The sequence below is a fragment of the Microbacterium paraoxydans genome (genome assembly GCF_020524545.1).
Lineage (GTDB): Bacteria > Actinomycetota > Actinomycetes > Actinomycetales > Microbacteriaceae > Microbacterium > Microbacterium paraoxydans_C.
The window spans coordinates 645,606-660,566 of record NZ_JAIVLG010000002.1; the positions used below are offsets into that span (position 1 = coordinate 645,606).

Annotated in this window: 12 protein-coding genes and 2 riboswitches; of the genes, 8 read left to right on the forward strand and 4 right to left on the reverse strand. The window is 68.0% G+C overall.

All coding sequences use genetic code 11. The annotated features are described in order from the left end of the window. Positions 1-3: 3 nt before the first annotated feature. Genes nadC through LC041_RS07715 form a run of 4 tightly spaced genes read right to left on the reverse strand, consistent with a single transcriptional unit; the run spans position 4 to position 4,425 of the window. The gene (gene nadC, locus LC041_RS07700) at positions 4-855 is read right to left on the reverse strand and encodes a carboxylating nicotinate-nucleotide diphosphorylase (RefSeq protein WP_226532514.1); all 852 of its coding nucleotides are present in this window, start codon (positions 853-855) and stop codon (positions 4-6) included. Further along, on the reverse strand, positions 855-2,378 hold the full coding sequence (nadB, locus tag LC041_RS07705; protein ID WP_226532515.1) for an L-aspartate oxidase: 1,524 nt from the start codon (positions 2,376-2,378) through the stop codon (positions 855-857). The genes nadC and nadB overlap by 1 nt, the downstream gene beginning before the upstream one ends. Beyond that, the gene (gene nadA, locus LC041_RS07710; RefSeq protein ID WP_226532516.1) at positions 2,375-3,712 is read right to left on the reverse strand and encodes a quinolinate synthase NadA; all 1,338 of its coding nucleotides are present in this window, start codon (positions 3,710-3,712) and stop codon (positions 2,375-2,377) included. Before nadA ends, nadB begins: the two co-directional genes overlap by 4 nt. After that, positions 3,709-4,425: an NUDIX hydrolase gene (locus LC041_RS07715; RefSeq protein ID WP_226532517.1), complete on the reverse strand. Its 717-nt coding sequence runs from the start codon at positions 4,423-4,425 to the stop codon at positions 3,709-3,711. Before LC041_RS07715 ends, nadA begins: the two co-directional genes overlap by 4 nt. Positions 4,426-4,693: 268 nt before the next feature. Here LC041_RS07715 and LC041_RS07720 point away from each other — a divergent pair, with 268 nt between their 5' ends. From LC041_RS07720 to gcvP, 8 genes are all read left to right on the forward strand, one after another. Next, a complete protein-coding gene (locus tag LC041_RS07720) occupies positions 4,694-6,385 on the forward strand; it encodes an ABC transporter substrate-binding protein (protein WP_226532518.1) in 1,692 nt (563 codons plus the stop codon). 42 nt (positions 6,386-6,427) lie between these two features. Next, a complete protein-coding gene (locus LC041_RS07725) occupies positions 6,428-7,423 on the forward strand; it encodes an ABC transporter permease (protein ID WP_226532519.1) in 996 nt (331 codons plus the stop codon). After that, complete coding sequence (locus LC041_RS07730) at positions 7,416-8,393, forward strand: ABC transporter permease (protein ID WP_226532520.1); 978 nt, start codon at positions 7,416-7,418, stop codon at positions 8,391-8,393. The genes LC041_RS07725 and LC041_RS07730 overlap by 8 nt, the downstream gene beginning before the upstream one ends. Then, positions 8,390-9,241: an ABC transporter ATP-binding protein gene (locus LC041_RS07735; protein WP_226532521.1), complete on the forward strand. Its 852-nt coding sequence runs from the start codon at positions 8,390-8,392 to the stop codon at positions 9,239-9,241. Before LC041_RS07730 ends, LC041_RS07735 begins: the two co-directional genes overlap by 4 nt. Then, a complete protein-coding gene (locus LC041_RS07740) occupies positions 9,238-10,116 on the forward strand; it encodes an ABC transporter ATP-binding protein (RefSeq protein WP_226532522.1) in 879 nt (292 codons plus the stop codon). The genes LC041_RS07735 and LC041_RS07740 overlap by 4 nt, the downstream gene beginning before the upstream one ends. Positions 10,117-10,261: 145 nt before the next feature. Further along, positions 10,262-10,356, forward strand: a riboswitch (glycine riboswitch). Position 10,357: 1 nt separating this feature from the next. Beyond that, positions 10,358-10,456: riboswitch (glycine riboswitch) on the forward strand. A gap of 53 nt (positions 10,457-10,509) precedes the next feature. Then, positions 10,510-11,631, forward strand: coding sequence for a glycine cleavage system aminomethyltransferase GcvT (gcvT, locus tag LC041_RS07745; protein ID WP_226532523.1), 1,122 nt, complete (start codon positions 10,510-10,512; stop codon positions 11,629-11,631). Beyond that, positions 11,628-12,005: a glycine cleavage system protein GcvH gene (gene gcvH / locus LC041_RS07750; RefSeq protein ID WP_226532524.1), complete on the forward strand. Its 378-nt coding sequence runs from the start codon at positions 11,628-11,630 to the stop codon at positions 12,003-12,005. Before gcvT ends, gcvH begins: the two co-directional genes overlap by 4 nt. Positions 12,006-12,066: 61 nt before the next feature. Next, positions 12,067-14,919 carry an aminomethyl-transferring glycine dehydrogenase gene (gcvP, locus tag LC041_RS07755; protein ID WP_374197659.1) on the forward strand — a complete coding sequence of 951 codons (2,853 nt, stop codon included), beginning with the start codon at positions 12,067-12,069 and terminating at the stop codon, positions 14,917-14,919. Positions 14,920-14,961: the final 42 nt, after the last annotated feature.

Genomic DNA, 14,961 nt, shown 5'->3' on the forward strand with positions numbered 1-14,961 from the left:
CGCTCAGTCGATCCGCAGATCCAGGCCGAGGTCGAGGGCACGGGCCGAGTGGGTCAGTGCCCCGACCGAGATCACATCCACGCCGGTGCGTGCGATGTCGGCGACGGTGTCGAGGCTGACCCCACCGGAGGCTTCGACCGTCGCCCGCCCGCCGATCACGGCGACGCCCGCACGCAGATCGTCGAGGGAGAAGTTGTCGAGCAGCACGGTGTGTGCCCCGCCGTCGAGGACGGCGGGGATCTGGTCGAGCCTGTCGACTTCGACGACGATGTGCGTGGTGTGCGGAAGACGCGACAGCGCCTGGCGCAGAGCGGTTGCGAGGTCGAGGCCCGATCGGGTGAGCACGGCCAGGTGGTTGTCCTTGGCCATCACCGCGTCCGACAGCGAGTATCGGTGGTTGCGCCCGCCACCCGACTCGACCGCATGCCGCTCGAAGGCGCGCAGCCCCGGCGTGGTCTTGCGGGTGTCGGCGATGCGCGCATCCGTCCCCTCGATCGCGCTGACGTACGTCGCGGTGAGAGTCGCGATGCCGCTCATCCGTTGCGCGAAGTTCAGCGCCACCCGTTCGGCCGTCAGGATGCTGCGTGCCGAACCCGAAACGGAGGCCAGGACGTCCCCCGCGCCGAACTCGTCGCCGTCGCCGACGTGCACGTCGACGACGAGCTCCTCATCGGTGAGGGCGAAGGCGGCGGCGAAGACCGCACCACCGCTGAACACCCCGGGTTCGCGGGCGACGAGGTCGGCCGTGGCCGTCGCCTCCACCGGGATCAGGGTGGTGCTGGTGAGGTCGCCCCAGGGGGCGTCTTCTTCGAGGGCCGCTCCGACGATGCGGTTCAGGGTGGCGCGGGTGAGCATCAGACGGTCTCCAGGATCGATGAGCGGTCGCGGGACCACGGGAGTGCTTCAGGTGCGGGGGCGTCGACTCGATGGTGGGCGCCGACCGACGTGGTGCGGGCGAGGGCGGCGGCCGCGGTGGCCTCGGCGAGCAGCAGCAGGTTCGCGTCCTCATGCTCCATGGCCGTGGCCGGAGCGGGGACGGATGCGGCCCAGGCGCGCACGGTGGCCTGGGCACGGGCGAGTTGCGCGCCGGAGCGCAGGAGACCGACATCCTCCCACATCAGCTGTTGCAGGCCGCCGCGAGTGAAGGCGGGCGGCGCAGACGAGAGGGGCGCCGGTTCGCGGACTGCCGCGCGAGACGGTTCCGGGGAGATCGGGCGCCAGGGAGTCGTGAGCGCGGCGGCGGCGCGGGCGCCGAAGACGGCTCCCTCCAGCAGGGAGTTCGAGGCCAGTCGGTTCGCGCCGTGGACGCCGGTGCGCGCGACCTCACCAACCGCATAGAGCCCGGGGACCGTGGTGCGGCCATCGAGATCGGTGACGACGCCGCCCATCAGGTAGTGCGCGGCCGGAGTGACGGGGATGGGCTCGCTCGACCAGTCGTATCCGCGTTCCCTCGTCACGCGATCGATGGTAGGGAACCGCGCGGCCAGTGTCTCGGCGTCCAGCATGGTGGCGTCGAGGCGCACGGGTGCCGCCTGGATCCCTGCTTGCCGGGCTATGGCGCGCGACACGACGTCCCTCGGAGCGAGTTCACCGTCCGTGTGGCTGTCGAAGGCGAACCGACGGCCGCCGTCATCGATCAGAGTCGCGCCCTCGCCCCGCACTGCCTCCGAGACGAGGAACGCCGGACCGGTCGCCAGGATCGTCGGATGGAACTGGATGAACTCGAGGTCGGCGACAGCCGCTCCCGCACGCAGAGCCGCGGCGATGCCGTCGCCCGTCGCGCCGCGAGGGTTCGTCGTATGCGCGTAGAGCTGGCCGGCGCCACCGGTCGCGAGGATCACGGCATCGGCGAAGACCTCGGCGATCTCCCCGCCGATGAGGAGGACGACTCCGCGCGCGGCGCCATCCGTGACGATCACCTCGGTCACGAGCGCCTGCTCGATGATGCTCATCGAAGTGCGCCGCACGGAAGCGACGAGCGCCGCGGAGATCGCGGCTCCCGTGGCGTCTCCGCCCGCGTGCACGATGCGGCCGTGGCTGTGCGCGGCCTCCCGTCCGAGCTGCAGTTCGCCGTCCGCCGTCCGGTCGAAAGCGACACCCCGGCGGATCAGCTCTGCGATCCGCTCTGCCCCGTCGGTGACGAGCGCCCGCACCGCCGCGTGGTCGGCGAGCCCTGCACCCGCGTCCATCGTGTCGTCCGCGTGCTGCCCGGCCGAGTCTCCCGGTCCGTAGACCCCGGCCACGCCGCCCTGTGCGAGTGCGGTGCAGCCGTCTCCGAGCGCGCCCTTGGTGACGACCGTCACCGTGTGCCCGGCCTCCGCGGCGTGCAGCGCTGCGGTGAGTCCCGCGATGCCCGACCCGACGACGACGACGTTCATCGCGCGCCTGCGGTCACCGGTGGCTTGGCGGCGAGCATCCGCTCCAGCGCCACCCGCGCGGGGTCGGCGACGTCGCCCGAGACCGTGATCCGGTTCGGGGTGCGGCCCGCAACGAGTTCCTCCAGCACCCAGGCCAGGTAGCCGGGGTGGATGCGGTACATCGTCGAACAGGGGCAGACGACGGGGTCGAGGCAGAAGATCTCGTGCTGCGGATACTGCGCCGCGAGGCGTCGGACGAGATTGATCTCGGTGCCGATCGCGAAGGCGGAGGGCTCGGTCGCCGAGTCGATCGCCCGCCGGATGTACTCGGTCGAGCCGGCCTCGTCGGCGGCATCGACGACTTCCATCGGGCACTCGGGGTGCACGATCACACGTACGCCGGGGTGTTCAGCGCGGGCCTGCTCGATCTGGCCGACGGTGAAGCGCCGGTGTACCGAGCAGAAGCCGTGCCACAGGATCACCCGAGAGTCCAGGAGCTGCTCGGCGGACGAACCGCCGAGCGCTCGCCGCGGGTTCCACATCGGCATCTGCTCGAGTGGGACGCCCATCGCCTTCGCCGTGTTGCGGCCCAGATGCTGGTCGGGGAAGAACAGCACGCGGCGGCCGCGCTCGAAGGCCCACTCGAGCACGGTCTGGGCGTTCGACGATGTGCAGACGATCCCGCCGTGTCGACCGACGAAGCCCTTGATCGCCGCGGAGGAGTTCATGTAGGTCACCGGGATCACCGGGACCCGGCCTTCGGTGTCTGTGGCCTCGAGGTCGCCGAAGACCTCCTCGAGCTGTTCCCAGCACTCCTCGACCTGGTCGATGTCGGCCATGTCGGCCATGGAGCAACCCGCCGCGAGGTTCGGGAGGATCACCGCCTGGTCGGGCTGGGAGAGCAGGTCGGCGGTCTCGGCCATGAAGTGCACGCCGCAGAACACGATCGCCTCGGCATCGGCCCGGCCCTTGGCCGCGGTGGCGAGCTGGAAGGAGTCACCGACGTAGTCCGCGTGCTGGACGACCTCCTCGCGCTGATAGAAGTGGCCGAGGATGACGACCCGGTCGCCGAGCGTCTCCTTGGCCGTGCGGATCCGTCCGTCGAGCTCTTCCTCGGATGCCTCCCGGTACGCGGCGGGCAGCTCGCCCTGTCGCGGCGCTCCGGTCGGGATGACGTCGCCCATCGAGGAACCGGGTCCGTACCCGGGACGCGCGTCGAAGTCCCAGGGCCCGGCGGCGAGGTCTGTGGCGCAGGTGGCGTCGGTCGACGCGCCGGTGACGATCGCCTGGATCGCATGGTCCACCGAGGGGTCCAACGGGGGAACGGCGGGAGCGGGTACGAAGGTGATGCTCATCGGGTGCTCGTTTCTTCGGGACCGAGCGGGCCGCGGTCGGCCAGCTCGACATCGGTGTTGTCGCGGTACAGACGTGCAGGACGATGACTTCCGGTACGGAAGCGGTCGGTGGGGAGGAGTTTTCCGGCGGCCTCGACCTGGCGGCGGAAGTTGGCCGGGTCGAGGGTCCGGCCGAGGATCGACTCGTAGGCCTCTCGGAGCTCGGCGAGCGTGAACTCCTCGGGGAGGAAACCCTGGGCGACCCGGCTGTAGCCGACCTTGTTGCGCAGTCGCCACAGCGCGTATTCGACGATCTCGGAGTGATCGAAAGCCAGTCGGGGCAGCTGGTCGACGTCGAACCAGCGGACGTTCTCGGGGGCGCGGCCGGAGGCCTGGTGCGCAGCGATCTGGGCCGTCACGTCGTCCTGGCGGAGCAGCGCCCAGTACACGATCGAGACGACTCGGGTGGGGGAGCGGTCGACCGCACCGAAGGCGTAGAGCTGCTCCAGGTAGCTGGGCGCGAGGCCGGTGGTCTCCGCGAGCGTGCGTGCCGCTGCGTCGACGGGCGATTCGGCGACGGTCAGCCAGCCGCCGGGAAGTGCCCACTGCTGCGCGTACGGCTCGCGGGTGCGCAGGACGAGCGGCAGGGCGAGTCGCGCTCGCCCGTCATCCGTGCGTCGCAACGTCAGGATGACCGTCGAGACGGCGACCCGGATGTCACTGCTTTGAGTCATTGACACCTTAACCTCCGTGAACGATCTTAGTGTCACGCAGACCCTTAGTGCGCACATGTGACGCGGATTCGCGCCGAGTCCGAAACGTTATCTGCGTTGCGTAGGGAGGCTTGTTCACCGGTGTCGGGTTTGTTAGGTTACTGTCCTAACAAACCCCTTCGTGGTGGCCAGCCGGTCGCCTCCCGGGGCCCGCGAACCCCACACACGGGGTTCTGCTCCATCCGGAGCGATCCCTCCTGCAGTGCAGCACCGAGAGGAAACAAGAGAAATGATCCGAAACGGAAAGCGCAAGCTCGCGCTCACCGCCATCGCCGGAGCATCCGTCCTCGCCCTGGGCCTCACCGCCTGTGGCACCGGCGGCAGCGGCGATGACAACGCCGACAGCGACCGGGCGCTTCGTGTCTGGGCCGGCAGCCAGACACCGATCACCGCGAACTACAACCCGTTCGCACCGACGGTGCTCCACGGGGCGCTCGGCCCGATCTACGAGCCGCTGTTCTTCTACAACAAGACGGCGGACACGGAGCCCGTCGGCCTGATCGGCGACTCGTTCGAGTACAACGAAGACGGCACGGCGATCACGATCACCATCAAGCCCGACCTCACCTGGAGCGACGGCGAGCCGCTCACCGCGGAAGACGTCGCGTTCTCCTTCAACTACGAGGCCAACAACCCCGAGGGCAACGGTCTGATCTCGGCCGAGGCCACCGACGACACCACCGTCGTGCTGACCTACTCGTCGGCGCAGTACACGACCGAGTTCCAGCGTCTGGGCTCGACCTACATCCTTCCCGAGCACATCTGGGCCGACATCACCGACTTCGCGAACTTCACGAACGAAGAACCCGTCGGGTCCGGCGCCTACGTCGTCGACAAGACCACGAGCGAGTCCTACACCCTCGTCGCGAACGAGAACTTCCGCGATGCCGACAAGCTCGGCGTCAAGAAGGTCCAGTACATCGCGGTCGACAACAACCAGACCGCTCAGGACCTGCTCGCCGCGGGCAAGCTGGACTGGACGGGCATGTTCATCCCGAACCCGGACGACGTGACCGGCAACGGGAAGATCGACTGGATCAACACCCCGCAGGACCCCACCGTCCTGTACACCTGCTCGAACGCCGACCTCGGCTGCACCGGTCCGCAGACCGACGTCGCCGTGCGCCAGGCGCTCAACGTCGCCATCGACCGCGCCACGATCAAGGACAAGGCGTTCGTCGGTCTGACCGGTGACATCTCGCCGACGTTCGCCCTGCTGCCGCGCGACGAGAAGTGGGTCGCGGACCCGGCCAACGAGGTCAGCCCGCAGGAGGCGAACGTCGCCGAGGCGGGGGAGATCCTCGAGGCGGCCGGCTACACCAAGGGCTCCAGCGGCATCTATGAGAAGGACGGCGTGCCTCTCGAGCTGACCCTCACGTCGGTCGACGGATGGACGGACTACAACGACGCCGCGAAGCTGATCGCCGAGCAGGCCGAGGCCGCCGGTATCAAGATCACGGCCTCGACTGTCCAGTGGCAGGAGTTCTCCGATGCCCGGCAGGGTGGCGAGTTCCAGCTGATCGTCGGCGGTGTCATCGGCACCTCCGTGGCGGACCCGTTCCAGATCTACCGCGACTGGTTCGGTGGAACCACCGTCGAATCGACCAGCCCCGTGGGCACGGAGGTGCCGGCAGGCCGTTGGAACTTCAGCCGCTACAGCAACCCGGTGGTCGACACCGCGATCCAGGAAGCGATCAGCACGAACGACGAGGCGGAGAAGCAGGAGCTCTACGGCACGATCCAGACCGAGATCGTGCGTGACCTGCCCTACATCCCGCTCGTCATCAACGCGACGCAGACCTTCTACAACACGAAGGACTTCACGGGCTGGCCGACCGAGGAGGACCTCTACGCCTTCCCGCCGTCCTGGGGCGCGATCGCGGCAGGCTACGTCCTGACGCAGCTGCAGCCGGTCAAGTAACAAGAGAGGAGCCGGGGAAGAAGGAAGTCAGGAATCAGTGACATGAAGTTCTATGCACGAAGGATCGGGTTCTACGCGTTCACGCTCTGGGCCGCGATCTCCATCAACTTCCTTCTTCCCCGGCTCATGCCGGGGAACCCGGCCGACATCATGATCGCCAAGATGCAGCGGGCCGGCGGTGAGGTCTCCGAGACGGCGATCCGCAACATCAAGCTCCTGCTCGGCGGCGATGACTCCTCCCTCTGGGAGCAGTACCTGGCGTACTGGGGACGCATGTTCCAGGGCGACCTCGGCGTCTCGGTCACCAAGTTCCCCACGCCGGTCACCGAGCTCATCGCAGGTGCCCTCCCCTGGACGCTCATCCTCGTCGGCACCGCGACGGTCATCTCCTTCGTCCTCGGCGTCGTGCTCGGAGCCTGGGCAGGGTGGAAGCGCGGCACCTGGGTCGATCACCTGATCCCCGCCACCACCGTCCTCCAGTCGATCCCGTACTTCTGGATGGCCCTGATCCTGGTCGCCGTGTTCGCGGTCGGGCTCGGCTGGTTCCCGATCTTCGGCGGCTACGACGTCTTCGACTACCCGGACGGCCCCGAGCCGACGTGGGCGTTCTTCACCGATGCCGTCGCGCACGCGATCCTCCCGGCGATCACGATCGTGATCAGCTCGGTCGGTGGCTGGATGTTCGGCATGCGCAACATGATGGTGTCCACGCTCGCCGAGGACTACGTGCTCACGGCGGAGGCGAAGGGGCTGCGTCCTCGTCGGATCATGACCACCTATGCCGCGCGCAACGCCGCGATCCCGTCGATCGCGGGCTTCTCGATCACGCTCGGCTTCGTCGTCGCCGGCTCCATCGTGATGGAGCAGGTCTTCACGTACCCGGGCATCGGCAAGCTGATGTTCCAGGCTGTGACCAACAACGACTACGCGCTCATGCAGGGGCTGTTCCTCGTGATCACCCTGACGGTGCTCGCCGCCAACTTCATCATGGACCTCGTCTATGGCTTCATCGACCCGAGGGCTCGCCAGAATGTCTGACACGAAGAACCCGCTCCTGACGCAGGAGCCACCGACCACCGCGCCCGCCAGCACGATCTCGTTGGCCACGCAGCAAGGGCGCAAGCGCCGTCGGATCCTGCCCAGCACCTCACCCAAGTTCATCGTCGGCGCGAGCATCGTGGTGGCGATCGTGCTCTTCGCCATCATCGCGCCCTTGTTCACCCAGGATCCACGCAGCACCGCCAACCCGGCGCTCCAGCCGCCGTCTGCTGAGCACTGGCTCGGCACGACCAAGCTCGGCAACGACATGTTCGCCCAGCTCGCGATCGGTGCTCAGGGTTCACTGCTCATCGGTGTCACGGCCGGTGGCATCGCGATCATCCTCTCGCTCTTGTTCGGTGTCCTGGCGGGCTACCTGGGCGGATGGCGGGAAGACGGGCTGGCGCTTCTGACCAACGTGATGATCGTGATCCCCGGGCTGCCGCTCGTGATGGTGATCGCCTCCTTCGTCCCGCAGCGCAGCTGGCAGCTCGTCGCATTCGTGCTCGGCATCACGTCCTGGGCCGGCGCCGCCTACGTGCTGCGACTGCAGACACGGTCGCTGCGCACGAGGGACTACGTCTACGCCTCGAAGGTCGCCGGAGAGCGCTCCTTCCGCGTGATCCTGGTGGAGATCATGCCGAACCTGCTCCCGCTGCTCACCGCGCAGTTCCTCTTCGCCATCATCTTCGCGATCCTCGGCGAGGCGGGGCTGTCCTATCTCGGCCTCGGGCCCAACTCGTCGATCACGTGGGGGTCGATCCTCAACGATGCCCAGTCAGGGCAGGCGCTCGGTCGCGGAGCATGGTGGTGGTTCGTGCCGCCCGGGCTCATGATCGCGCTGCTGGGCGCAGGGCTGTCGCTCATCAACTTCGCGATCGACGAGGTCATCAACCCGAAGCTGCGCAATGCGCCGGAAGCCGCGCGTCGTGTGCGCAAGGCCGCCAAGACCAAGGGAGTCACCGCATGAGCGAGCCGGTGCTGACGGCGCGGAACGTGTCGATCGAGTATGAGGTCGACCCGCCGGTGAAGGCGGTGCGGGATGTCTCGCTCACCCTGAACCGCGGGGAGATCCTCGGCCTCGCGGGGGAGTCGGGCTGTGGCAAGACGACCCTGGCGTACGGGATGAACCGCCTCCTCAAGGCACCCGCGTTGATGACCGCTGGAGAGATCGTGTTCCACGATCGAGACGGACAGGACGTCGATATCGTCGGTCTCGATGGCGAAGGACTCCGGGCCTTCCGCTGGGACAAGATCTCCATGGTCTTCCAAGGGGCGATGAACTCCTTGAACCCCGTGATCAGCGTCAAGGCGCAGATCTTCGACATCTTCGACACACACCGCCCCGGCATGTCCAAGAAGGCCAAGCAGGAGCGCGCCGAGGAGCTGCTGACACTTGTCGGCGTCGATCCGAGTCGGCTCACGAGCTTCCCGCACGAGCTCTCGGGTGGCATGCGGCAGCGGATGATGATCGCGATGGCCCTGGCTCTCGACCCCCAGGTCATGATCATGGACGAGCCGACCACTGCGCTCGACGTGGTCGTGCAGCGCGGCATCATCCGCGAGATCATGCGTCTTCGCGAGAAGCTGGGGTTCGCGGTGATCTTCATCACGCACGACCTCCCGATGCTGATCGAGATCAGCGACCGGATCGCGATCATGTTGCAAGGGCAGATCGTCGAGCAGGGGACGGCGGAGGAGATCTACCGCACCCCGCAGCACGAATACACGCGGCGGCTGCTGTCGAGCTTCCCGTCGCTCAAGGGCGAGCGGGGCGACTTCGTCCGCACCGGCGCCGGCCAGGAGGGCGTCCGATGAACGCGAACACCACTGCCGCGATCGAGGCCGAGACCGGGGGGACCGCGACGTTGGAGGCGCGGCATCTGGTGAAGGACTTCCATCTGCGTTCGGGGTTCCGCACGAGCGTCCTGCACGCGGTGAAGGATGTCTCCTTCACGATCGAGGCCGGCAAGACGGTCGCTCTGGTGGGGGAGTCCGGGTCGGGGAAGTCGACGATCGCGCGGATGCTCATGAAGCTGGAGACGCCCACCAGCGGAGAGATCCTTCTCGACGGGAAGCCATCGGGGACCGGGGGGCGGGCGCTGGAGGCCTATCGCTCGGACGTGCAGATGGTCTTCCAGGACCCGTTCGCGTCGTTGAACCCGTTCCACACGATCGTGCACCACCTGGAGCGGCCGCTGCGTCTGCACCACCCGGAGCTGTCGCGGAAGCAGGTGCGGGAGCGCGCGGTGGAGCTCCTCGAGCGTGTGCGGTTGACGCCGGGGGAGAGTTTCGCCGAGCGTCGTCCGCACGAGCTGTCCGGTGGGCAGCGGCAGCGCGTCGCGATCGCGCGCGCCCTCGCTCCGGGAGCGCGGTTCATCGTGGCGGACGAGCCGGTCTCGATGCTCGACGTGTCGATCCGGCTCGGGGTGCTGAACCTGCTCGCCGAACTGCAGCGCGAGGAGAATCTCGGGGTGCTCTACATCACGCACGATCTGGCCACGGCGAGGCACTTCTCCGACGAGATCATGGTGCTCTACAAGGGGGATGTCGTCGAACGCGGACCGGCGGACGAGGTCATCCTGAACCCGCAGCACGACTACACGAAGACTCTCCTGGGCGCGGCACCCGAGCCCGACAACCTCGGCCGTCTCCGTGACGAGGTGCGCGCCGAACTCGGCCTCGCGCACTGACGCTCGACACCCTGCTTTCGAATCGCGTGAATGGTCGCTTCCGAGCTCAGAACGAGACCATTTGCGCGATTCGAACGCGCGTTTGGCGAATCCGGCACCGAGAGTCCAACCCGCTAGACTGGACCCACAACTGAAGACAGGCCGTATGACCCACGCGGGAGAGCCCCGGCGAACGCAGCCGGGCACCGAAGGAGCAAGCCTCCCCGCCAATCTCTCAGGTATGCGTACCGCGCGGGTCCGGCCACTCTGAAAAGCGATCCCGCGACCGTGCGGATCCGCCGACGGTGAAAGCCCCGCCTCTGTGCACGGGTGAAACTCTCAGGCCCATGACAGAGGGGGAGTTCCGAGGGACGGCACGCCGCCGTTCCGCCCGACACAGCCCGGGAGAACTCCATGTCCGATCCTCGCTACACCCCGCTGCGTGAACGCCACGAAGCGCTCGGCGCGTCGTTCACCGACTTCGGCGGCTGGCAGATGCCGGTCCGCTACACCTCCGACCTCGCCGAGCACCATGCGGTGCGCGAGAGCGCGGGGATGTTCGACATCTCGCACATGGCCGAGTTCAGCGTGCGTGGCGAGGGAGCCGGAGCGTTCCTCGACTATGCGCTCGCTGGTCGTCTGTCGGCGCTGGCGGTCGGAAAGGCCAAGTACTCGCTGCTGCTCGCCGAGTCCGGCGGGATCATCGACGACGTGATCGTGTACCGCTTGGCGGATGACGACTTCCTCATCATCTCCAACGCGGGCAACCGTCACGCGGTATCCGCGGCGCTGAGCGCTCGCAGCGACGGGTTCCCGCTCGTCGTCCAGGACGTCTCCGACGACTACGCCCTCATCGCCGTGCAGGGCCCACAGGCCGAAGCCGTCCTCGCGGCGACCACGGACATCACCGACGTCAGCATCCCCTGGGACGAGCAGAAGTACTACGCCTGGGCGTCCGCGAACTACGACGGCAAGCCCGTTCTCCTCGCACGCACCGGCTACACCGGCGAAGACGGTTTCGAAGTTCTCGTCGCCGCCGACGACGCGGCCGCTCTGTGGGATGCCCTGCTCGAGGCGGGCGCTCCACACGGACTCGTTCCCGCCGGACTCGCGGCGCGCGACACGCTGCGCCTCGAAGCGGGCATGCCGCTCTACGGCCATGAGCTGAGCCTCGACACCCGTCCGTCGCAGGCCGGCCTCGGTCGCGTCGTCGTGACGGCGAAGGAGCGGTTCGTGGGCAAGGAGGCGCTCCTCGCCGCTGAACAGGACGCGACCACCGATGCGCCGGTGCTGGTGGGCCTCGTCGCCGAGGGCAAGCGCGCCGGGCGAGCCGGATACGCCGTGGTCGACGCCGAAGGGACCGCGATCGGCGAGATCACCAGCGGCGCACTCAGCCCGACACTCGGACATCCGATCGCGATGGCCTATGTGCACCCTTCTTCCGCTGAAGCGGGAACCGCAGTATTCCTTGATGTGCGGGGGACCAGGATCCCCGCGACCGTGACCGCCCTGCCTTTCTACCGGAGGACCAAATGACCGACCTCGCCGCACTCCGCTACACCGAAGAACACGAGTGGATCGCCGCTGACGGCGACACCGTGACGATCGGCATCACCGACTACGCCGCAGAGAAGCTGGGCGACGTCGTGTTCGTCGAGCTGCCCGCGGTCGGCACCGAGGTCACCGCGGGTGCGGTCGTCGGTGAGATCGAATCCACCAAGTCCGTCGGCGAGCTGTACGCACCGGTCTCTGGAACGGTCGTCGAGATCAACGATGCCGCCGTCGACGATCCCTCGCTCGTCAATGCGGCGCCGTTCGAGGGCGGCTGGCTGCTCAAGGTTTCCGTCGCCGCCGGCGCGCTGGACGGCCTGCTCGACCGCGACGCCTACGTCGCACTGACGGAGGGCTGATCGCGCAGTGGTCACTTTCGCCGATCGTCACATCGGACCGACGGATGCCGCGCAGCACACCATGCTCAGCGCCCTCGGTCTGGACATCTCCGGAGCGGACGACGCGCTGAGCCCGGTCGAGACGCTGATGCGTCAGGCCGTCCCCGCGTCGATCTACACCGGCCCGTCGTCCGACGCCGGGAGCTCGCCGTCGAGGATTCCCGCCGCCGCGAGTGAGACCGAGGCGCTCGCCGAGCTGCGGAGCCTCGCCTCACGCAACACGGTGAACCGTCCGATGATCGGTCTGGGCTACTACGGCACCATCACGCCGCAGGTGATCCAGCGCAACGTGCTGGAGAACCCCTCCTGGTACACGGCGTACACGCCCTATCAGCCGGAGATCTCCCAGGGGCGTCTCGAAGCTCTCATCAACTTCCAGACGATGGTCGCCGAACTCACCGGGCTCACCACGGCCAACGCGTCGATGCTCGACGAGTCCACGGCCGTGGTCGAGGGGATGCTGCTCGCACGTCGGGCCTCGAAGTCGACGTCTGCGGTGTTCGCCGTCGACGCGGACGCGATGCCGCAGACCACGGCGATGCTCGCCACGCGCGCCGAGGCCCTCGGTATCGAACTCGTGGTCGTCGACTTCGCTGCGGGGGAGGAGCTGCCCGCCGAGCTGTTCGGCGTGTTCGTCCAGTACCCGGGAGCATCGGGTCGGGTCTGGGACCCGACGGCGGTCTTCGATGCTGCGCACCTCGCGGGTGGACTCGCAGTCGCCGCGGCTGATCTGCTCGCCCTCACCCTGATCGCCTCGCCGGGCGCGCTCGGTGCCGATGTCGCGGTCGGCACGACCCAGCGCTTCGGCGTGCCGATGGGATTCGGCGGGCCGCACGCAGGCTACATGGCGGTTCGCGCCGGTCTGGAGCGTCAACTGCCCGGCCGACTCGTCGGAGTCTCCGTGGATGCCGACGGCAAGCCCGCATACCGCCTCTCGCTGCAGACGCGCGAGCAGCACATCCGTCGCGAGAAGGCGACGTCGAACATCTGCACGGCTCAGGTGCTGCTGGCCGTCATGGCGTCGATGTATGCGGTGTACCACGGCCCGGACGGGCTCCGCGAGATCGCGACGCAGACGGCCGCAAAGGCCGCATTGCTGCGCGATTGGCTGGCTGAGGCCGGGGCCGACATCGTTCATTCCCAGTTCTTCGACACCCTGCAGGTGCGAGTCCCCGGACGTGCGGCCGAGTACGCCGCGCAGGCGCACGACGGCTACGGCATCCTGCTGCACGTCGCAGACGCCGACACGGTCGGCATCGCGGTCGATGAGACCACGACCCTCGGCGAGCTGCACCAGGTCACCCGCGTCTTCGGCGGCAAGAACGAGCGGGCCTTCGGGCACTTCGGTGGCGAGAAGCTGCGGGGGCTTCCGGTCGAGCTGCTCCGTCAGGACGATTACCTCACGCACCCCGTGTTCCACTCGCACCGCTCCGAGACCGCCATGATGCGGTACCTCAAGAGCCTGGCCGACCGTGACTACGCGCTCGACCGGGGCATGATCCCGCTGGGCTCGTGCACGATGAAGCTCAATGCGGCCACCGAGATGGCTGCGATCACCTGGCCTGAGTTCGCCGGCATCCACCCGTTCGCTCCTGCCTCAGACGTGCAGGGCTACCTCGATCTCATCGAGCAGCTCGAGGGCTGGCTCGCCGAGGTCACCGGATACGACGCGGTCTCACTGCAGCCGAACGCCGGTTCGCAGGGGGAGCTCGCCGGTCTGCTGGCGATCCGCGGATACCACCACGCGAACGGCGACCAGCACCGCACAGTGTGCCTCATCCCGTCGTCAGCCCACGGCACGAATGCGGCTTCGGCCGTGCTCGCGGGCATGAAGGTCGTCGTCGTCGCCACGGATGAGCTCGGCAACGTCGATCTCGACGACCTGCGCGCGAAGATCGCCCTGCACGCCGAGGACCTCTCGGCCCTGATGATCACGTACCCCTCCACGCACGGCGTGTACGAGCAGCAGGTCGTCGAGATCACGGCTGCCGTGCACGATGCGGGCGGGCAAGTGTACGTCGACGGTGCGAACCTCAACGCGTTGCTCGGCTACGCGCGCTTCGGTGACCTGGGCGGTGACGTCTCGCACCTCAATCTGCACAAGACGTTCGCGATCCCGCACGGGGGCGGTGGGCCCGGCGTCGGACCGGTGGCGGCGAAGTCGCACCTGGCCCCGTTCCTTCCGTCGCATCCGCTCGCGCAGCGTGCCGAGCACTTCGGCGGCTTCACCTTCGACGGCGGTGTGATCTCCGCTGCTCCCTACGGCTCCGCCGGAATCCTGCCGATCTCCTGGGCGTACGTGCGCATGATGGGTGCCGACGGTCTGCGACGGGCGACCGCGGCGGCCGTGCTCTCGGCCAACTACATCGCCGAGCGCCTCTCCGCTCACTTCCCCGTCCTGTACACGGGTGAGAACGGCAGAGTCGCGCACGAGTGCATCCTCGACCTGCGTCCGCTCAAGGAGACGACCGGCATCACGGTCGACGATGTCGCCAAGCGCCTCATCGACTACGGCTTCCACGCGCCGACCATGTCGTTCCCGGTCGCTGGCACACTCATGGTCGAGCCGACGGAGTCGGAGGACCTCGATGAGATCGAGCGCTTCATCGAGGCGATGATCATGATCAAGTCGGAAGCGGACGCGGTCGCCGCAGGGCGCTGGCCCGCCGACGACAACCCGCTCGTGCGCGCACCGCACACCGCGGTCTCGCTGATCGCGGGGGAGTGGAACCACGCCTACACGCGAGAGGAGGCGGCATATCCCGTGCACACCCTCGTTGCAGGCAAGTACTGGCCGCCCGTGCGCCGGATCGACCAGGCCTACGGCGACCGCAATCTCGTGTGCGCCTGCCCGCCCGTGGAGGCCTTCGCCTGAGTCCTCGTGCTCATGTGAGCACCCGGTGCCGCACCTCCGTGG